The sequence below is a fragment of the Colwellia sp. PAMC 21821 genome (genome assembly GCF_002077175.1).
GTDB lineage: Bacteria > Pseudomonadota > Gammaproteobacteria > Enterobacterales > Alteromonadaceae > Cognaticolwellia.
On record NZ_CP014943.1, the window covers coordinates 4,275,284 to 4,297,515 of the forward strand.

At 36.8% G+C, this 22,232-nt stretch carries 12 protein-coding genes; all 12 read left to right on the forward strand.

Annotated elements, in window-relative coordinates:
* Nucleotide 1 precedes the first annotated feature (1 nt).
* The 12 genes from A3Q33_RS17960 (at nucleotide 2) to A3Q33_RS18015 (ending at nucleotide 22,122) form a co-directional block, all read left to right on the forward strand.
* Entirely contained in the window at nucleotides 2-1,027 is a 1,026-nt protein-coding gene (locus A3Q33_RS17960; RefSeq protein ID WP_196797999.1) for an aldose epimerase family protein, read from the forward strand.
* 216 nt (nucleotides 1,028-1,243) lie between these two features.
* Nucleotides 1,244-3,055, forward strand: a complete 1,812-nt coding sequence (locus tag A3Q33_RS17965; RefSeq protein WP_081181150.1) for a right-handed parallel beta-helix repeat-containing protein — start codon at nucleotides 1,244-1,246, stop codon at nucleotides 3,053-3,055.
* 40 nt (nucleotides 3,056-3,095) lie between these two features.
* Nucleotides 3,096-4,526 (forward strand): sulfatase, encoded by a 1,431-nt coding sequence (locus A3Q33_RS17970; RefSeq protein ID WP_081181151.1) that lies wholly within the window; start codon nucleotides 3,096-3,098, stop codon nucleotides 4,524-4,526.
* Nucleotides 4,527-4,632: 106 nt separating this feature from the next.
* A complete protein-coding gene (locus A3Q33_RS17975) occupies nucleotides 4,633-6,558 on the forward strand; it encodes a sulfatase family protein (protein WP_196798000.1) in 1,926 nt (641 codons plus the stop codon).
* Between the two features lie 174 nt (nucleotides 6,559-6,732).
* Nucleotides 6,733-8,283, forward strand: coding sequence for a sulfatase family protein (locus A3Q33_RS17980; protein WP_081181152.1), 1,551 nt, complete (start codon nucleotides 6,733-6,735; stop codon nucleotides 8,281-8,283).
* A gap of 103 nt (nucleotides 8,284-8,386) precedes the next feature.
* Nucleotides 8,387-9,571, forward strand: coding sequence for an aldose epimerase family protein (locus tag A3Q33_RS17985; RefSeq protein WP_196798001.1), 1,185 nt, complete (start codon nucleotides 8,387-8,389; stop codon nucleotides 9,569-9,571).
* Between the two features lie 60 nt (nucleotides 9,572-9,631).
* The gene (locus A3Q33_RS17990) at nucleotides 9,632-11,104 is read left to right on the forward strand and encodes a sulfatase family protein (protein WP_081181154.1); all 1,473 of its coding nucleotides are present in this window, start codon (nucleotides 9,632-9,634) and stop codon (nucleotides 11,102-11,104) included.
* A 72-nt stretch (nucleotides 11,105-11,176) separates the two neighbouring features.
* Nucleotides 11,177-13,003, forward strand: coding sequence for a right-handed parallel beta-helix repeat-containing protein (locus A3Q33_RS17995; protein ID WP_081181155.1), 1,827 nt, complete (start codon nucleotides 11,177-11,179; stop codon nucleotides 13,001-13,003).
* 71 nt (nucleotides 13,004-13,074) lie between these two features.
* Nucleotides 13,075-15,918, forward strand: a complete 2,844-nt coding sequence (locus A3Q33_RS18000) for a PQQ-binding-like beta-propeller repeat protein (RefSeq protein ID WP_196798002.1) — start codon at nucleotides 13,075-13,077, stop codon at nucleotides 15,916-15,918.
* 480 nt (nucleotides 15,919-16,398) lie between these two features.
* On the forward strand, nucleotides 16,399-17,787 hold the full coding sequence (locus A3Q33_RS18005) for a TolC family protein (RefSeq protein ID WP_081181156.1): 1,389 nt from the start codon (nucleotides 16,399-16,401) through the stop codon (nucleotides 17,785-17,787).
* Nucleotides 17,787-19,001, forward strand: a complete 1,215-nt coding sequence (locus A3Q33_RS18010) for an efflux RND transporter periplasmic adaptor subunit (RefSeq protein WP_081181157.1) — start codon at nucleotides 17,787-17,789, stop codon at nucleotides 18,999-19,001. Before A3Q33_RS18005 ends, A3Q33_RS18010 begins: the two co-directional genes overlap by 1 nt.
* Nucleotides 18,991-22,122: an efflux RND transporter permease subunit gene (locus A3Q33_RS18015; protein WP_081181158.1), complete on the forward strand. Its 3,132-nt coding sequence runs from the start codon at nucleotides 18,991-18,993 to the stop codon at nucleotides 22,120-22,122. The genes A3Q33_RS18010 and A3Q33_RS18015 overlap by 11 nt, the downstream gene beginning before the upstream one ends.
* Nucleotides 22,123-22,232: the final 110 nt, after the last annotated feature.

The window sequence follows — 22,232 nt, forward strand, 5'->3', positions numbered from 1 at the left end:
AATGAACACCAAAAAACTATTAACGCCACAAGAAGAGCAGGCTTTAAAGCCATACCAGCTAAGCGATGGAAAAGGGCTAACAATAAAAGTGCTTGCGTTTGGTGGTATCATTTCGAGCATCACCTTAAAAGAACAAGAGTTATCGTTAGGTTATGATGATTTATCATTATATTTAGACGACCCCTTTTATTTAGGTGCCTCTGTCGGACGTTATGCCAATAGAATTAATCAAGGTGTTTTTTCTTTAAATAATCATGAATACACAGTAACAAAAACGCCTGGAGAGCATTGTCTTCATGGAGGAGAACAAGGTTTTAATAAGTGTATTTGGCAGGTCATTTATCATCATAAAGATGAGATAAAACTATATTTACATACGCCTGATGGCGATGGCGGTTTTCCTGGCAATGTCGATGTATGGCAAACTATTTCTGTAGCGGATAATCAAATAAAAATATCATTTGAGGCATCGTCTGATAAAGATACTGTGCTCAATTTAACGAATCATTGCTATTTCAATTTAAATAATGACGAGAGCTTAATTGACAATCATTATTTACAGCTATTCTCACAACATTATCTCCCGACTGATAAGGAAGGTATCCCGACAGGGGATATTAAACCGACCTTTGGAAGTTGTTTAAATTTCAACGAGCCTACACAATTAAAAGCGGTTTTATCTGATCAACATGAGCAAATTCTACTAGCAAATGGCATCGATCACTGTTTCACTTTAGATAATGATGAATCTACTCATAATCTAAATGGCAAGGTTGGAATTAATAATCGTTTAGCAGCAAAATTAACATCACCACAAAGTAATATTACTTTGTCTTTGTTTACTTCACTTCCCGGTGTACAGGTTTACACTGGCAATTACTTGGCAACACCCTTTAAGAAAAACCAAGGCGTTTGCTTAGAAGCGCAGTTTTGGCCAGATGCTCCTAATAATGATAGTTTTCCTTCGACAGTTTTATTGGCTAATGAAAAATTCAATCAAGAAATTATCTATGCTTTTAATAATTAGCGATAACTTTTTTAATATACACGTCTAAACAATAGGTTACCTCTGAAAATTATGCTTGGGTAATGAATAAATTTTATAATCTAGGATAAGTATTAATGTAAATATATGTAAGTTTTGTTTACATAAATTTATATTTACAATAAGGTTTAACGCAACACCTTGTTTGTGCCATAATGATTATGTGTTCAATTTTAAAATAAGAACGAGTAATAAAAAATGAATTTAATAAAAAGACATAAAAACACCATTATCTTAGCTGCCTTTCTTGGTACTTTAAGTACGTCGGCTGCTGCTGAACAGATTATAAAATTACAACCCTCGTCTGCAGATATGACACCGGTATTACGTGCAGCATTAGAATCTGTTACAGATGATGAGATTAAAATTATTTTAGAAAAGGGGACTTATAAGTTTCTACCTGATTATGCCGTATCAAGATATAGCACTGTAACTAATCATGGTAATGGGATGAAAAATATTATTTTCCCTTTAGACAATTTTAAATCAGTTGAAATTGAAGGCAATGGCGCTGATCTTATTTTCCACGGCCAAGTTGCTCCATTTCAGTTATACAACAATAAAAAAATTAGTATCAAAGATTTAACCATTGATTGGGATATTCCTTTTACTTTTTTATCTGAAGTTGTTGCTGTTAATGAAAAAGAAAACTGGAGAGATGTTAAACCAGCAAGTGGCAGCCACCATTGGAAATTGGTAAAAGACCAAATACAATTTCCATTAGTAGACGGTTTTTCTTTCAATGAACTAGGTAGCTCAATGGTGTGGGATAAAGCGCATAAACGTGTTTATCACAATACATCTGGCTTTAAAAGTAGACCGACTAAAGTTGAGAAACGTCCAAATGGTGTTTTAAGGATTTATGAAGAATTAAAAAATATGCCACCGGTTGGTAGCTTAATTAGTTCAAAAGGTGATAGAGATAAACACAGATATGCACCTGCTTTTCAAGTTAAGGATTCATCAAATGTTACGATTAACAATGTAAAAGTTCATCATGCTTTAGGTATGGGCTTTTTATTTGAACGTACGACCGATATCAATTTACTTAACTCTGGCGTTCATTTATCTGATGGTAGTGACCGAGTAATATCGACAATTGCAGATGCTTCTCATTTTGCCAACTGTAAAGGGCATGTATTAATTGACAATGCACGATTTGAAAACATGTTAGACGATGGTGTTAACCTTCGTGGTACTTACGTTAAAGTTGATAAAATTATTGACGAAAATACCCTTATATTAGAATTAGTTCATTATGAACAGCTGGGTTATGAATTTGCGGCTAAAAATGATGCTGTATGGTTTATTAAACAACCTAGTCCTGCACGCCAAGAAACAGGCATCGTTAAAAATGTACGTGTTCTTAACGAAAAATATACCGAATTAACTTTCAACGATAATATACCTGCAGATTTGAAAGCGGGTGATATTTTAGAAAATAAAACCTGGTATCCAACATTTACTATTCGTAATTCAACCATTATGGATCATAGAGCCAGAAACATTGTAGTCAAAACACCTTTGAAAACGGTTATTGAAAACAACTATTTATCTTCAATGATGGCGAGTATTCTATTTCGCGGCGAGACCTTTAATTGGTTTGAAGCAGGCGCTGTTGGTGACATATTAATTCAAAATAATACTTTTGAATACAATTCCTATTCGGCTGCTGAGCAAGCGGTGATGTATATCACACCAAAATTAGGAAAGACTTTTGATCAAACCGCGAGTTATGACAAAAACATTCGTTTTATCAATAATAAAATCTCTTCACATGGCGGTCGTATAGTTTGGGCTGACCGTGTAGACGGTTTATTGATCGAAGGTAATGAAATCACGCGTGATATTGATAAGCCTTCTCTTTACCCAGACGCACCTGTTTTTGATTTAGTAAATAGTAAAAATGTAATAATCAAAAATAATAGTTACAAAGGTGAATATAAACAAGTAATTAAAGCTGATAAACAATCTAAAAAATCGTTAATTAATGATCATTCTATTAAGTAATAGTCATTAATCGGTGAGGGTGAGGGTGAGGAATATAACCATGATTAAATTAGCAACAAGTTTAAGTGTAACATTATCTTTAATAGCCACTATAGGTTGTGCAGACGTTAGTAAAAATAAAACGGCAAGCACGGTAGTAAACGCAGCAAAAAAAACAGTAAATGAGCCAAATAAAAAGCCCAATATTGTGTTGTTTTTTGTTGATGATATGGGCTGGGCATCTCGTACAAGTAAAAATAGTCATTACGAAACACCTAATATAGAAAAGCTGGCAGGCGATGGTGTCGATTTTAATAGTATGTATATACCAACACCTACCTGTAGTCCAAGTCGGGCAACGTTAGTGACAGGGCAGCATCCAGCCAGAATAAAAATGGTAAGGCATATACCGCATAAACCGCAATATGGCTTTGATGAATATGGCCGCACTGAACAACGCTTTCATTATTGGGAAAAAGATCCCGCAAAGGTGCCTAGTGTTAATTGGCTAGATACTGAATATACGACTTATGCAGAAGCCTTAAAAGAGCAAGGTTATTATAATATGTTTGTCGGTAAATGGCATTTAGGTCATGAAGGGTATTTACCAACAGATCAAGGTTTTGATCAGCAACGCGGTACAACAAATTGGGGTCACCCTAAAAGTTATTATGCACCATTTTTTAAAAATAGTGATGTTTATAAAGACGTTAAAGAAGGCTACTTAACTGATAAATTAACTGATGATGCCGTTGAGTTTATTGAAGAGTTTGATCAAGATAAGCCTTTTATGTTGTCTATGTGGTATTACGGTATACACAGTCCTTTGCAGGGCAGAAAGGATTTATATGAACATTATAAACAAAAAGGTCTTTCTGATAAGGAAGCACATCATGCCGCTTTAGTGGGGGGTGTTGATGAATCTATTGGTCGAATTAGACAAGCACTTTCAGATAAAAATATTGATAAGAACACCATTGTTATCTTTTTATCTGATCAAGGGGGCTTGTTAGACAATGCACCTTTACAGGGTGGGAAAAAAATCGATACCTTATTTGAAGGCGGCGCTAGAGTACCTTTCATTGTAAGTTGGCCTGGCGTAACACAAGCTGGAAAAACCAATGATAGCGTTGTTCAATCAACTGACTTGTTTCCGACCTTAATCGAAATTAGCGGCGGTAATGTTGAAAAATACCAAAACCTTGATGGTATTTCTCTTGTTGAGACAATCAAGAATAACTCAAAACTAACACGTACTGAACCTATCTATGGTTATCGTGCATATGAAGATTTATATGCATCTGTGCGTGAAGGCGATTGGAAGTTACTTGCCTATCGAAGTGGTAAATTAAAGCTTTTTAATATTGAAAATGATATGTCAGAGAAAGTTGATTTAGCCACTGAAAATCCAATCATTGTCACAAAACTTAAAGCTAAGCTTGTGAATTGGGAAAAAGAAATGGAAGTTGAGCAGTATTCTGGTGTGCAATAACTAAAGTTAACTGTCGTTTGTTATCGACTTAATTAAAGGTTAAGTCGATGTAAACATTATTTTTTATTAACCGTAAAGGTTGATTGAAAAAGCTATGAGTGTTTGTATGTTTAAAAAATTTAGTATGATATTGATTTTATGTTCAGCAGGAACAAATTTTGTTTTTGCAGCTAATACCGATAAAGTTGATGTTACTAACGTTGAGAAAAAGCCAAACTTTTTATGGCTAATATCGGAAGATAATTCCAAGCACTTTTTAAAGCTTTATAATGAGCATGGTGCAGCAATGCCTAATGTTGAAAAGTTAGCCCAGCATGGACTTATTTTCGATAACGCTTTATCTAATGCCCCGGTTTGTTCAACAGCAAGAACCACCTTAGCAACAGGCGCTTATGGGCCTAGAATAGGTACGCAATTTCATCGTCCAGCACAAAAGGTAAACTTACCCCAAGGGCTAACGGTATTTAGCACTCAGTTAAAAAATGCGGGCTATTACACAACGAATAATGCAAAGCTTGATTATAATTTTATTGAAGATAGTAAAGAGTGGGATGAGTCTTCAAAAAAAGCACAATGGCAGAATCGCAAACCTAACCAACCATTTTTCCATATGCAAACATGGAAGGATACGCATGAACATAAATTACATTTTCCGTTAACCGACCTAGAGACTGTTGCAACAAAACACGATCCAAATTCAGTTGAATTATTTCCAATTTACCCTAATACCGAATTATTTCGCTACACTCAAGCCCGCTACTTAGATGCGCATCAAATTGTTGATAAGAAAATTGGTGAGGTTATGGCTAAACTTGAGCAGGAAGGCGAGCTTGAAAATACCTTTGTTTTCTATTTTGGTGACCACGGCGGTGTAATGCCAGCAAGTAAAGGATATATATATGAACGTGGCCTTTCAGTACCGTTAGTCGTGCGCATTCCAAAAAACTTTCAGCATTTGGTTGCTCAAGATATGCAAAATGTCAGTAATAAGCGTGTTTCGGGTATCGTAAATTTTATCGATTTTGGACCAACCTTACTAAAACTTGCGGGTTTAAATAAAGCAACGCAGCATGATGGTAGCGCCTTTATAGGCAAAAATATTAGTTTAGCGAGTGTTAACAAAAGAGACACCAGTTTTAGTTATGAAGACCGTATGGATGAAAAATATGACTTTGTTCGCGCTATTCGTGTAGGTAAGTTTAAATACGTTCGTCGTTATTTACCGCATTATCCTGATGCACTCTTTAGTGAATATCGCTACAAACAAGCAGCGGCATTAGAATGGAAAGACTTATATCGCCAAGGTAAACTTAATGCTAACCAGTCAGCATTTTATGAACCTAAAAGTGCTGAACAGTTATTTAATATTGAAACTGATCCCCATGAGATGAACAACCTTGCCAATGAACCTGCTTATAAAAATACACTTGTCTCTTTACGTACAAAATTGAACGTGCAATTAAAATCAATGCCAGATTTAAGTTTTTACCCTGAGTCTTTCTTAGCAAAAGAAGCCTTTAATGATACGGAAACTTTTGGTCATGATAACAAATCTCAGATCAGCGAATTGATTGATATTGCAAATATGCAGTATCAGCCGGTAAGTGAGTCAAAAAAAGAATTAACTACCTTACTTAATTCAAAGAATGAATGGAAACGCTATTGGGTATTAATGGTTTTAACATCTTATGGTGAGCAGGCCGCAATGTTTATACCCGATATTAAAGCATTATATAAATCTGAATTAAACCTGCTTAACAAAGCTAAAGCAATTGAGTTTCTTACACTATTTAATGAAATTGACACCGTTAAAGCTTTGACTGCAATTATCAATCAGAGCCAATCCGATATTGAAACTTTAGAGATATTAAATAGTGCTAATTATTTACACGACATGTTTTCTCTACAGTTTAATCCGCCAGAGAACACTACAGCAGATGCGGCAAAACAAAACCCTTGGATGAAACGATGGTTATCATCTCGTTGGAATCATTTACAAAGCGATAGTTTTCTTACGCCTTACTCAAAATAGTTAGTTTTATGTTGTCGATAAACTTAATAGGCAATTTTAGTTAAATATAAAAATACATAGTTATCATTGTATTATTTATAACTTTTATATTTGAATTGCCTTTTATAGATTTTTATGTGATATTTGGGTTTAGCGTTAAACCTTATTTTTTGATTGTACTTTGGAGTGTTAAAGGTGAGAAAAAACAAATTATATTTGTCGGGAATATGTTTTTCATTATTAGGGCTGTTAGCTTGTAGTGAACAAGTAACAACTGAGCCGACTAAAGAAGCAACAGCAAATATTCAAAAGCCGAATGTTGTGATTTTTTATGTTGATGATCTGGGCTATGGTGATTTATCAAGTTATGGGGCTACCAGTGTTTCAACACCTAATATTGATGCCTTAGCACAAGATGGTATTCGCTTTACTGATGCACATAGTTCTGCATCTACCTGCACGCCTTCACGTTTTTCATTGTTAACTGGAAGATATGCTTTTCGCAATAAAGCCGCTATTTTGCCGGGTGATGCACCATTAATTATTGATCATACAAAACCCACGCTCCCAAAAGTGTTTAAAGAGGCTGGGTATAAAACGGCCGTGGTGGGTAAATGGCATTTAGGGTTAGGTGATGGCTTCGTTGATTGGAATAAAGCGGTTAAGCCAGGTCCAATAGAGTTAGGTTTCGACTATAGCTTTCTACTACCAGCAACAGGGGACCGTGTACCTACCGTTTACTTAGAAAACCACCATGTAGTGGGATTAGATCCTAATGACCCAATTAAAGTAAGTTATGCAGAAGATATTAGTGATCGACCGTTAGGCACAGAAGCACCTGAGTTATTGAAAATGGGTGCTGATCTACAACATAGCGCGACCATTGTTAATGGAATTAGTCGAATAGGCTGGATGTCAGGTGGTAAAGCCGCTGAATGGGTTGATGAAGACTTCCCGTTTGTTTTTACTGATAAAGCGAAAACCTTTATGCAAGAAAGCAAAGATGAACCCTTTATGCTTTTCTTTCCGTTTTCAGATATTCACGTCCCTAGAGCGCCGAACAAAATGTTTGTTGGCAAAACTAGTATGGGTCGCCGTGGTGATGCCATTGTACAAATGGACTGGATGACAGGGCAGATTGTAGATGAGTTAAAAAAACTTGGCTTATATGAAAACACGCTCATTATTTTTTCAAGTGATAACGGCCCAGTGCTCGATGATGGCTATGATGATGCTGCAGTAGAAATGCTAGGTGATCATGATCCTTCAGGAGCTTTTAGAGGCGGAAAATACAGTGCCTATGAAGCAGGTACACGTGTACCTATGATTGTTACTTACCCAAATGGAATAAAAGTTAATGGCGATAGTGATGCGTTAGTCAGTCAAATTGATTTCTATCGCTCATTAGCTACCTTGGTTGGTGTTGACGTTCCTTCAACCGAAGCCATTGATAGCCAAGATATTTTACCTGCACTATTAAATGTTGATGGCGAAGGCCGAAGCGTTATGTTGGAAGAGTCATTTACTTTGTCACTTCGTGAAAACAACTGGAAATATATTGCACCATTCTCTGGTGAAACACCGGACTGGTTGTCTAATAAGACCGTAGAAAATGGTTTATCTAGCGAAGCGCAATTGTTTGACTTATCAAAGGATTTAAAAGAACAGCATAATGTTATTGCGCAATATCCTGACATCGCAACACGCTTAGCAGCCACGCTGACCAACATTATTAATAAAGAATAAGTTATTTGATAGCTATTAGTCTAATCACTAACACGATGATGGTTAAGGCTATAACAGCAATTAGCACTAGCTCTCTCAATTAAAAATTATAGGAGTGTTTAATTTGAAATTACATAAAATTTGCAGTATCAAATTAATCACTTTTATTTTTTTATTGCTGAGCTTTTTTGTCTTTAGTTATGAAGCGAAAGCAAATGTCAGTATTGATAGTGAAGAGTATGGTGAACTGAGCAATGGTAACAAAGTTGATTTGTATACATTAAAGGCCGGTAGTATCACCGTTAAAGTGATTAACTATGGCGGGATCATCACCGAGATTTTGGTTCCAGATAAGCAAGGTAAATTAGCGGATGTTGTGCTTGGTTTTGATAATTTAGCTGATTATGAAACTAAAAATCGTTATTTTGGTGCCATTGTTGGTCGTTTTGCTAATCGTCTTCGCGATGGAAATATCAGTATTTCGGGTATAAAACATCAGCTTTCTCTTAATCGACCGCCTCATCAAATACATGGAGGCAATAAAGGCTTTGATAAAGTCTTGTGGAATGCAAAAACTCAACAAAATGATGATAGTGCTAGCTTAACATTAAGTTATTTAAGCCCTGATGGAGAAGAAGGTTACCCAGGGAATTTACTTGTTCATGTTCGTTATACGGTTAATCAACAAAATGAATTAGTCATAAATTATAAAGCCAATACAGATAAAAAAACGGTTATAAACTTAACACAACACAGTTATTTTAATTTAGCTGCTAAAAAGAATAACAATGTATTAAAACATGATTTAATCGTACATGCCGATTCATATTTACCACTGGCAAACGATGGATTTCCTACAGGGGAAATTAAATCTGTTGCTAATACACCGTTTGACTTTAGAAAAGCTAAAGCCATTGCAAAAGATATTAATAAAAATCATACGCAATTAGAAATTGCGCAGGGTTATGACCATTATTGGTTAATAGATAAAAGCATGATTAAAATAAGGAAGCATGAATATCATGCTATAAAATCTTCACTTAATTTAGTCGCCGAATTGTCAGAAAAACAATCTGGCCGGTCGTTGCAAGTGTGGTCAACAGAAGATGGTTTACAGATATACAGCGCAAATTATTTGAATGAAAATGTTATAGGGAAATATCAACAGGCTTACTCACCACAATATGGTATTTGTTTGGAAACAGGTCAGTTACCTAATTCGCCAGCCGAAGTTGAATTTCCAACCTATGTGTTAACGCCAAATAGTACTTATACATCTACCACAGTTTATAAATTTTTAAGCCAATAAACCGTAACAACTTTGGGTTGGCTTTTTTAATTGAAAGTTGAAATTAAATAAGGTTAAAAAATGAATTTTCACCATAAAGCAGTAATTTTATTAAGTACGCTGATATGTTGTTCTAGTGTCAGTGCTTTGGCTGCCAACCAAGACCAAATAAAAACAGCCCCTGACAAAGCGCCTAATATCGTTTTCTTTATTGCTGATGATCATGGCCGCGAAGCGCTAGGGGCATACGGTAACAATACCATCAGAACACCTAATTTAGATCAGCTAGCTTCTGAAGGTTTATTGTTTGAAAATGCCTATGCAACAACAGCAAGTTGTAGTGCTAGTCGTTCTGTTATTTTAACGGGCTTGCACAACCATGCTAACGGCCAGTATGGGCATGACCATGGTATTCATCATTTTAGAACCTTTGATAAAATTAAAAGTTTGCCTGTTCGACTTGCTAAAGCAGGATATCGCACAGCTCGCGTGGGTAAATATCATGTAGGACCTGAAAAAGTTTATCATTTTGATGAAGTCTTAGAAGATTTCAAAGTATATAAGCCTGATGGTTCAAGAAATACGGTTGGCATGGCCTTAGCGTCACAAAGCTTTATTGCCAAAAAAGACAGTAAACCTTTTTTCTTATACTTAGCGACTAATGACCCGCATAGAAGCGGAAAAACCAATACGTTGGGCGATAACGTATTTGGTAATAAAAAAGATCTTGGTGAGGGAATGGCTAGGCTAAATTATGAGCCAAGCAAAGTTACCGTGCCGGATTACTTAAATGATACCCCAGCTACAAGACGCGAACTTGCAGAGCAATACGAGTCAATTTCACGTGTAGATAATACCATGGGTGTGCTGGTGCAGTCTTTAAAAGATGCAGGCGTTTATGACAATACCATAATTTTCTATTTTTCAGACAATGGCTCAGCCATGCCTGGCGCTAAAACAACCATTTATGAGCCAGGTGTTAAATTGCCATTAATTGTTAAATTACCTAAGGCTTATGCGCAACGTGCAGGCGAAAAAGTCACTGAGCTTATTTCTTGGACTGACTTAACCCCAACAGCGCTAGACTTTGCCGATGCTGATTATGATAAAGCTGATTTTAATGGCCGTACATTTAAACCGGTATTAACAAACACGAATACGAAACATGAAGACTGGAACACCATTTATGGCTCACACAGTTTTCATGAAATTACCATGTATTACCCAATGCGTATGATAAGAAGCGGTAAGTACAAATTGGTTTGGAATATCGCTAGCGGTTTAGATTACCCGTTTGCTAATGACTTATACAAATCAAGTACATGGCAAAGTACGTTAAAGGCAAATATAAATGTTTTAGGTAGCAAAACTATCGACAATTTTATTCATCGTCCTGCTTTTGAATTATTTGATTTATCGGCTGACCCCAGTGAAAGTAAAAACTTAGCTGATGATCCTGACTACTTAGCGGTTAAAGAAAGTTTAATGGCCAAATTAATGCAATTTCAAAAAGAAACGAAAGACCCTTGGGTAGTAAAGTGGTTACACGAATAAGCCTGTAGTCGGATTAAATGTACTAAATAATCTTTAATGATAAGAGCTAACAAGAGATAAGAGAAATACCTGATGAAAAAACTGTTGTTTTCAGTATTGAGTTTAACTTTTTTAATAAATGGCGCAAATGCCAAAGACTACAATGTAGCTGATTATGGCATTGTGCCCGGAGAAGACGCGAGTTATAAGCTCAATTTATTGATTAATAAAATTGGTGATGAAACCAATGCAACTATCATTTTTCCTAAAGGCCAGTATGACTTTTATCCAGAAAATGCCACTGAAAAATACCGTTATGTTGCTAACCATGACAACGGTTTAAAACGAATGGCTTTTCCACTGTATAACGCTAAAAATGTTACCGTGGACGGCGGTGGGTCTACATTCATGTTTCACGGTCGTATTGTGCCTTTCACATTAGAAAGTGTTGAAGGCGCAACATTAAAGAACTTTAGTATTGATTTTATTCGTTCATATCATGCTGAACTATCGATTGTCGAACGCAATGAGAAAGATAAAAGTTTTATTGTTGAAATCGACCCGCAGTTATATCCCTATAAAATTGAGGCTGGTCAAATTTTATTTGAACGATTTGGTCAATGGGATCCAATCGGCTCAAATATTGTCTTTGACCCTAAAACACGCTCGCCTATTTTTAACACTAACCGTTACTCAATAAGCGGCTTAACAACCCAAGTGACTAAATTAAATGAACAACGTTTAAAGTTTGAAAATATTGGCAAAGGATCACCACCACCTATTGGCAGCGTTTTAGTCGTATATGGTGTGCATCCTACGAGTCGTCTAGTTCCTGGTATTCATATTACTAACTCAAGTGATATTCATATTGAAAATGTTACGGTACTTGACGCTGGGGGCATGGCACTTATTGTTGAACGCACAAATAACATTGATTTAAATAACTTTAACGTTACGTCAGCAGAAGGGCGCTATGTCGCCACGCGTGCTGATGCAACACACTTTGTTGGTTGTAAAGGACTTATTAAAGTAGAAAACAGTATATTAGAGCACATGCTAGATGACGGCATTAACGTACATGGTGCTTATGTTAACGTCGATAGTTACTTAGGCAATAAAGAATTTATTGCCTCTATTAGTCACTTTCAACAAATGGGGCTAGTTTTTGGTGAAGCGGGCGATGAAATTGCTATTTTATCACGTGAAACAGTCTTACCCTTTTTTAAAACCTCAATCAAAAGCGTTCGCGAGATAAATGAAAAACGCTTTGTTATTACTTTAAATGATGTCCCTAAAAACATGCCTAGCGGTCCATTATCATTTGAAAACCTTACGTGGAATCCTGATGTTGTTATTCGTAATAATAAATTTAGAGAAAACCGCGCTCGCGGTGCGTTAATCACCACGAAAGGAAAAGTGTTAATTGAAAATAATTATTTTAATTCACAAATGCACGGAATTTTAATCGAAGGCGATAACAAAAAATGGTATGAATCAGGCGCGGTTCAAGACGTTACTATTCGAAATAATACTTTTGATAATATTGGGTTTTCTGGCAAAGACGCCTATCCGTTATTTGCAGCACCTATGCTAACGCCACAACAACGAATTGGCGAAGGGCAATATCATAAAAACATAACGTTTACCGGCAATACCATACACAGCTTTAATGGTTTAATGGTGCATGCACTTTCAGTTGATGGTTTAACGGTAGCCGATAACACCATTGTTTTTAGTGATACTTATCCTTCAATTGATAAATACCCAAGTATCGATTTACATTACTCAAAAAATAGTAAATTAACGGATAATACCGCTAAAGGATTTAAACGTCCGCTCATCGTATTAGTATCAAGTGACAGTGAAAATGTTATTGAAAAAAATAATACCGGCTTCAGTGATATCAATGTCAGTCACTGAGTAAAGCAGAAAAATAAATAAATCAGAACAAATAAATATTTGAGTATAAGACTCAATGTAGGATGTTAAAAATGAAAACTATAATCAATAAAATGTCATTCCTTGTATTAAGTACATTGGTAACAAGTGCCTGCACTGTTGCTAGTCCAAGTAGATTAACACCTGATGTAACGTCAGCGTTGTACAGTATTGAAACCCCATACACCATCAGTAAAGTGAGATCAGCCAACCAAAAGTCAGGTTCATACATCGTAGGCTCTAGTTACGAAGGGACTTTATTAGCGGTAGATTATGACGGTAAAGTTTTATGGGAAAATAAATTATCTGGTTACATGAATCATGACGTTTGGACACAAGATATTAACGGTGACGGTAATGACGAAATATTAACCGCCAATGCTGATGGTCATGTGTATTGTTTATCAGACAAAGGTCAATTGAAATGGTCATTTAAAGTTAACGATGCACCTATGTACTCAGTTACCACCATAAAAAAAGATAATACCTCTTATGTGGTTGCCGGTGGTTTTGATAATAATTTTTATTATTTAGACACTCAGGGTAAATTAATAAAGACCATTGCTTCGTCAACTTATTCTATTGAACAAGCGCGTCCAAACAAAGCGACCAAAGATAACCCCAAAGCACGTTCTCAACCAGCTAAACGTCATTCAATCAACTTTTTAAGAGCCCTTAAACAGGCCGATGGTAGTGAGATTTTAGCGGTGCAAGGTGTTGTTAACTCAATGCAAGGCACTGGCGCTATCTATTTATTTAACCCACTTGACGATAAGCCATTTGTTTCTAATTCATTAAAAGCAACGCGTTCACCTATTGGTGATTTACGTGTAGTGGATGTTAATGACGACGGAAATCAAGAGATACTTTTAGGCAGCACTAAAATGCAAAGCCAAGGCATCGCCTTATATGATCCTAAAACAAAGTCTCAAACAGTTATTTCATTAAAGAAACTATCACCTATATTTGCTAAATTTGGCTATCGTGTCGCACAAACTGAACTTGTTGAGTATCAAGGTGAAAAAAGTATACTTATTCTTTATGGCAATAGTTTAACTATTATTCCTGCCACCATGAAAAAAACTAAAAGTAGTGTGGTAACTGGCAAGTATTCGTTTAACGATATGTGGAAAGACCCCGCAACTAATAAAATTATTTTAGCGAGTAGTCAAAGTGGTGGTAGCAGCATTCACGTTTTAGATCTAGCGAAGCAAGGCTGGGACAAACAATTTGAAAACTTAAATCCTCCTGGAAAAATTACCGCTATTTTAAATAATATTGACAAGGTAAACCAACAGTTAACGCATTACCAAGAAACAAAATATAACCATAAACCATTACCTGTATATTTAATGTCAGATGTAAATAAGACATCAAAACAAGTGGTTAAAAAAATCACCAAAGAATACGATAGTCCGATATTCCTTGATTCAGGTAATCTGGGTACTGAAGAGTGGGACCGTTCGATTATACCGACTAAGGTTTATCAAAAAAAACGTGACCGAAGAAAAAAATATGATTTATCACAAAATGAAATATTAGAAAAAGCCAAAAAACTCTACCGTGGTGATGTTGGCGCCGCCTATTGGGGTGGCCATGGTAACGATCCATACTACCGGAGTTTAGACACCCATATTAAAACCTTAAAAGTGGCTGATGGGAAAAAATCAGTATTAATTTTTCCTGAAGTGGCTCACTACGATAAAGACTTTGAAATAATGCTAGAGGACTTTATGTTCCCTTTGGCAGAAGCGGCTCAAGAGCTCAACGGCAACTTGTTTTTAAGAAACAAACACACGTTCTGGCAATCAATGATTTATAAAAAAGGCTGGTCAAGATTACTTTCAGGTGAATTTGCCGATGTTTTTGTACCAGCAATGGAAGAAACTACCGATAAATCAATGGAATTAAGCGTTGCCGCTAGAACTGGTTTATGGGCGAGTGGGTCGGTTAATAATTGGGGTGCGCGTTTAGCTCGCGATAACACCAGTTATGATCGATTAAGACAGCATTCACATCAAATGCTGCCTAACCATGCTTTACGTCAATACATATACAGCGTAGCGAACGGCGCCACCTATATTAATAACTTCCCGGTTGACCAAGCACATATGAAAACCTTCTGGGATTTAATTGGCAAAGGCGCACTGTATGTACCTAAACCTCATGAAATATTGAGTTACTCACCGGTAAATATTGGTATGTTACCGCCAGATGATCATTACCTGGATGAAGGCAGTAATGTTAAAACAACGTCATTATTCGATCAAAAGGTTGAAGATGAAAACCCAATGGTATTCAGCCGACTTAATGGCTCATGGCCAGGGGCTCCTGTTACTGAATGGGACTTTTCACGCTATGCTGCAGGTGTTAAAGAAAGACGTTTAGGTTTCTTACCTGAATACCCGAATGGCTTAGTGTTAATCACGCCGCCACAACAGGGTGTTTTTGCTGATCACAAAGCTGCTCGAGGTGCTTTAGTTGATCATCTACACCCGATTTATAAAAATATTATGCAAGAGTATTTAACTGACGGTAGAGAGTATGTTTCTGCAGATGGTAAACAACGTTTTCCAGCAAAAGAATTTTATAAAACGGTAGAAAAAAGTATTAAGGATAAATCAAAGCTATTACCCATTACAGTTAAGGGCAATGTAGCTTGGGTTGTCGCGCAAACCTCACCGACTAACTTACGTTTAACTTTGGTTGATGGTGGTTACATTAATCCACAATCAGCATTAGCTGAGGTAACTTTTAATACAATATCACCTAAAGCCATTAAAGATATTTTGGCTGGCGATGAATTTAAAGCAACAAATGGCAAGTTGAATATTCAGTTACCAACAGGTGGATTTAGGTTTTTCGATATTACTTTAGATAAACCATTATCAGATTAACCTATTGATTAACTGCATAATTACACACGTTTCTTGTCGTTAGTTATAAGAACGCTTGGGTCTTGTAGTTTAAGGCCCAAGGAAACAGTGACAAAGAAACAGTTATAAAAAATAGTAATAGTCAATTATCAGCAATTAAAAAGTATAATCACTAAAATAATCATTTATATAAGGTAATTAGAATTTGATTTAACTTAAATTGCCGATATTTTATGGCTTTATGTGTAATATACTTTTTGATTTTTAGTCTTGATTAAAGGTACTATGTTTATAAATATCAGTTGTTTGTTGTTTGTTGTTTGTTGTGTGGTAAGTGCTCAGTTTACAAGAATCAACCGTGGATTTTTATGACAAAACGTTATGCATGAGTGATTGATGCAGCAATAAAATAAACCGACAATTGAATGGAATCATTGGATTTTAATACGTTATATATTGAAAAATATTAGTAAAATAGTCGCAACTATAGAAATTAGGTATATGTATTTTAAAGTTTTATTTATTATCCTCATGTTATCGTCTTGCACACTAACAAATGATGTTGTGCTTGAAGACATTGACTATTCAACCTCTTTTATCAACGAAGGGCAGCAGAAACTTGATATCAATTGGTGGAATAGTTTTAATAACGACGAACTGTCTCAATTGGTTTCCCAAGGTCTTAAAGATAACCTCTCTCTCAAAGCGCAAGATCTTCGGTTAAAAAACAGCGCGATTAATACCAACATTGCAGAAGCTGAGTTTTATCCTACGTTAAATTTTAATGCCAGCGCATCTTCCAGTTTTGATGATTTTGGCGATATTAGTAACTCATCTGTTGGGCTAAGCTCAAGTTGGGAACTTGATATTTGGGGTGGCATAATAGCAGTTGAAAATAAAGCGGTTTGGGATTATAAATCGCAAGAGGCTATATATCGTGCACGTGCAAACCTGGTTGCTGGTAATATCACTAATGCTTGGCTCGGCTTAGTTTCAGAGCAACAGAAAAAAATTGTCTTAGCTAATCAATTTCAACGTACACATGATGCGTTAACGATTATTTCTCGGCGTTTTGCCATGGGTAAAAATTCTGTTACTAATATTTGGCAGCAACAAAATTTATTAAAAAGCATTGAAGTGCAGCAGGAGAAAAACATTGCTGAGCTTTATATTAATCAACAAACATTAGCGCTTTGGTTAGGCATAACAACAGATAAATTAATTGAGGTAGACCTCAGTATTTTACCTCACTTACCTTCACTACCTGCAATGGGCATCCCGATGGAGGTGCTAAAGTTTCGTCCTGATATTGAACAAGCATTTGCTAAAATTCAAGCGGCTAATGAAAATTTAGCGGTTGCCATTACTGATCAATACCCTCGCATTACACTCAGGGCTAATTATTCAACTTCAAACACCTCGATAAAAGAAGTACTGGACGATTGGTCAGGAAATTTAATTGCTGCACTTACTTTGCCACTCTTTGATTCAGGGATAAAAAAATCAATTGTTGAGCAACGAAAATTAATTGTAGAAGCACTAATATTCGACTACCAACAGGTGTGGTTAGAAGCCATTGCTGCGGTGAACCAAGTCCTTGTAAACGAAGCTCAATTATCTAAAGTAGCTATAAACCTATCATCCCAGTTAGATTTGGCTAAACGGACTGAAAAACTAACCACCATTAAATATTTAAATGGTAAAACGAATTACTTAAACCTGCTTAAAGCACAAGAGAGTATTTTGTTACTGGAAAGACAAATTATCGACGCAAATAAAAAGGTCATGGTAAATCGGGTTTTATTATACAGAGAGTTAAGTCATGGCGATTTCTCACCTGAAATACTGACCAAAGATAATAATCATATTAATATAGGAAAACAGTCTTAATGGGCTTTTTAGTAGTTAAAAACAAATTATTGCCGATATGTATTCTCTTACTCGGTGGTGTAGTTGGTTACTTTATTTTAAATGCGGATGCTCAAACCTCAACTAACTTTAAAAAAAATAAAGCTAAGGGTTTACGTACTGTGCAAACCAGTGAGTTAGTTAAGGGGTCGGTTGTGCCTTTTTGGCAAGCATCTGGCTTTGTTATTCCTGCAGAGTCAGTAAACGTCTATGGGCGTGTATCAGGAAATATTGAAGCCATTAACCCGTTAGCTCTACCCGGTGGGCATCTTAAAAAAGGCCAGTGGTTAGCTAAACTTGAAGCGATAGATTTTGAATTAGCGCTGCAGTCGCAACAAGCTCAGCTAGCCCAAGCCCAAGCGAGCTTTAAACTTGAAGAAGCGGATCAAATAATAGCAAAAGAAGAGTTGTCGTTACTCAATCATCATAAAAACTTGGGTGTAGATGAATCTTTAGTTCTGCGAGAGCCACAATTGACGGTGGCTAAAGCAAAAGTATCAGTAGCAATGAATAATGTTGCAACAGCCGAGTTAAACTTAAAAAGGACAACGGTTTTAATGCCTTTTGACGGTAGTATTATGAGCAAATCTGTAGGCCTTGCGAGTAAAGTATCGAACAATACGTTGCTATTTTCAGTGGTTAATACCGACACTTATTGGATAGAAGTTAAAATACCCCATAAATTTTTACCTTTGCTTGATCGAGGACAACCTGCTGAAATATCTCAAACACGCCTTTGGGGCGAAGGGAAAACACGCCAAGCACGCTTTATTTCAATTTTACCTGAGTTAGACAGCAAAGACAGGCAAGTTAAAGTGTTACTTGCCATCGACTCTCCTAAAATTGCAGACAACAATAGCCCTCAAGTATTTATTAATGACTTTTTAAATGTAGAGCTTAAAGGTAAGCCAATTAAAAATGCTTGGGTGATTAAGCACCCTTGGCTACAACCCGACAATACTATTTGGGTAGTGGATAAAAACAGTACATTACAAAAAAGAGCGGTTGAGGTGTTGTTTAAAGGACGTGAGGTTATTTATATTAAATCGACCTTTGAAATAGGTGATAAAGCGTTAACAGAAAAACCTGGGATTGCCGCTATCGGTTTACAAGTCAAAACAAGAGAAAACAGAGGAAATAGAGTAAAAAAAGTAGCACTAGAGACAAAAGTAAAGGGCCTAACTGATGAGCGTTAATCCCATAACGTGGATGATCAAGCATAAGGTAGCACCACATTTATTGATGCTGACCTTAATCTTTGGTGGCTTGGTCATGTCGTTTATGATCCGCAAAGAATACATGCCAGAAACCTCTCGTGACACGGTTTCTGTCAGGATATCTTATCCAGGTGCTGCGCCCAGTGAAATGGAAATAGGGATAGCAGCACCGGTAGAATCTGCTCTGCAAAATATTGATGGTATTAGTCGAGTCGATACCTTTATTGGTACCGGGTGGATCAGAGTTACGGCAGAATTAGAGGCGGGTTCACATCCTCAGAAAATTTATCAAGATGCACAGCAAGCGGTAAACCGTATATCTTCTTTTCCAGCCAGTATAGAAAGGCCCAGTGTTAAGTTAGATACGCGTATTGCTGATGTTATGGAGCTTATTGTTCATGCTGATTTAGATCGTTTTGCCCTGAAACGTCTTACTGAACAAATCCGTGATCGTATTTTACAATCGCCCTACATTTCACAAGTTAAGCTTAGAGGTATTCCAAGTGAAGAAATTCATGTAGAAGTCGCTCAAACAGATTTACAAGCCTATAACTTAACCTTAAATCAAATTGCGACCATACTAAAAAAGAATGTTGTAGAGCAGTCTGCGGGTAAAATAAAAGGCGATAATGGTGATATTCTTGTCTCTGTTGATCAACGCGAGTTTTGGGCAGAAGATTTAGCCAAAGTGCCGCTTATTTCAGATAAATCTGGCGATCAAGTTACACTGGGTGAAATAGCGAATGTGACTGAAGGTTTTGCCGATATTCGTGATTTAGTGACCTACAATGGGCAATTATCGGTACAGTTAAATATTTATCGCATGGGTGAGCAAACACCGTCACAAATTGCCGATGCCATTGAAAACATGTGGCCAGAAATACTGGTTATGCTGCCACCTAATGCGGGCATTGCGATAGTTGATGACGATGCAAAAAATTATCAAAAACGCTTAAGTTTATTATTAAGTAATGCCTTTATAGGTTTGCTATTAATTTTAATAATTATGAGCATCTTCCTACAATTTAAACTCGCCTTTTGGGTTGTCGCCGGCATCCCCAGTGCTTTTTTAGGCGCAATGTTATTTTTACCCAGTTTTGATGTCTCTATCAATATGGTGTCAATGTTTGGTTTTATTGTGGCATTAGGCATTGTTGTTGATGATGCGATTATTGCCGGTGAAAATATTTATTCGCATATGCAAGACGGTATGTCATTTGAGCAAGCTGCAATCAAAGGGGCAAATGAAGTTGCTAAGCCGCTCACCTACGCTATTTTAACCAACATTGTCGCCTTTTTACCGCTGTTGTTACTGCCGGGCAGCATGAAGTTATTATTTGGCGCAATTCCTATTGTTGTTGTACTTTGCTTTGCGGTTTCTTGGGTTGAGGCGTTATTTATTCTTCCGTCACATTTGGCCCATATTAAAGAAAAAAGACCCAATAAATTTGAACAATGGTTTAGTGGTATACAAAACACATGCAATAGTAAATTAAACCATTTTATTGAAAATATTTACTTTCCACTGCTTAACAAATGTTTGAATTGGCCTAGTTTAGTTTTATCTATTGCCAGTTTTATTTTCTGCATCGTGATTGCCTATGCGCTTAGCGGAAAAATGGGCTTTAGTTTATATCCTAAATTAGATGGACGTTGGGTAAAAGCTAGTTATGTGATTTCTGAAACGACGACAGAAAAAGAAGCGTTTATATTAAGAGATGCACTCGAGAAAAGTGCGCAGTCTATGATCAAAGATAGAGCACTGCAAAGCAGCGTGGTGAGCACTCGAAGCATCATTCGCGAGAATAGTGTTGAAGTGGCTTTGTTGTTAGTTGAGAGTGAAGAGCGTGAATACGCGACAAGTGATATAAAAGAATTTTGGCGTGAACATGCAAAGCCTTTAGCTAAACTGGGCAAGTTAAGCTTTAGCGGCGCAAGGCGTGGCTCTAGTGCATTAGCTACAGCCTCGTTAACCATAGAACTTCGTCACAGTGATAGCGGTGTACTTGCACTGGCGGCTCAAGAGACCGTCGACTTTCTTGATACTAATGAATATGTTGTTGCCACCGTTAATTCAATGGAAGAAGGTAAACCTCAGTGGAAATTAACGCTTAATCAAAACGGCAGGGCCTTGGGTTTAGATGCCGCTGATTTATCAGCTCAAATGCGCGCATCTTTATACGGCGCAAGAGCGCAAAGACAACATCGCCTACGTAATGAAGTGACGACGTTAGTGAGATTACCTGAACACGAACGTACAGATGTAAATAAAATAGAGTCAATGCTAGTGCGCACTAAAGCAGGTGGTTACGCACCGCTTGGCAGCGTAGCAACCATAAATAAAGTCTTAGCACCGGGTTTTATTCTGCGTCGCAAGGGGCAACGTGTAGAAAAAGTAGGGGCTGAAATACTGCCTGAAGAAAATATACCCGCCGTAACCAAACTGGTGAGAAATCATTTGGTACCTGAACTAGAAGGGCGCTACCCAGGCATTAACGTTGTCTTTGGTGGTGATCAAGAAGAAATAGCCAACAGTGTTTCTAGGCTAGAGCTAGGAACAGGGTTTGCGTTAGCAGGGATATATATGTTATTGGCAATTGCCTTTAGAAGTTATTCTCAACCATTAATTATTATGGCTATTATTCCTTTTGGTGCTGTGGGCGCTATTCTAGGACATATGGCACTGGGGTTTGGCTTAAGTGTGGTGAGTTTAATGGGGATGCTAGCACTCGCTGGCGTGGTGGTTAACGACAGTTTGATCCTCGTGGAGTATGCGAATAAAAAAATGGCTCAAGGTCTCTCTGCAATGGAGTCTATTAAAGAAGCCTGTAGAAGGCGCATTAGGCCGATTTTACTCACGACTATTACTACGTTTTTTGGCTTAGCGCCGATGGTGTTTGAAACATCACGACAAGCTCAGTTTGTTGTTCCTATGGCGGTATCGTTAGGTTTTGGTATTTTATTCACTACGATTGTGTGTTTATTAGTCTTACCGGCTTTGTGTCTTGTTATCAATCAAGATATTAAAGAAATTAAACGTGAGGCGGCGAACCTGCCACTCATTAAAGATCAAAGCGCGCAAGACACTATTAAGGGGTAATTCATCCTAGGTGGGGGCACTAAAAACCTGATGAGCGGTTAGCATAATCAGACTTTATACATACTTTGATAGTTTTGGTTAAATTGACAATGTATTATCAATCTATTATC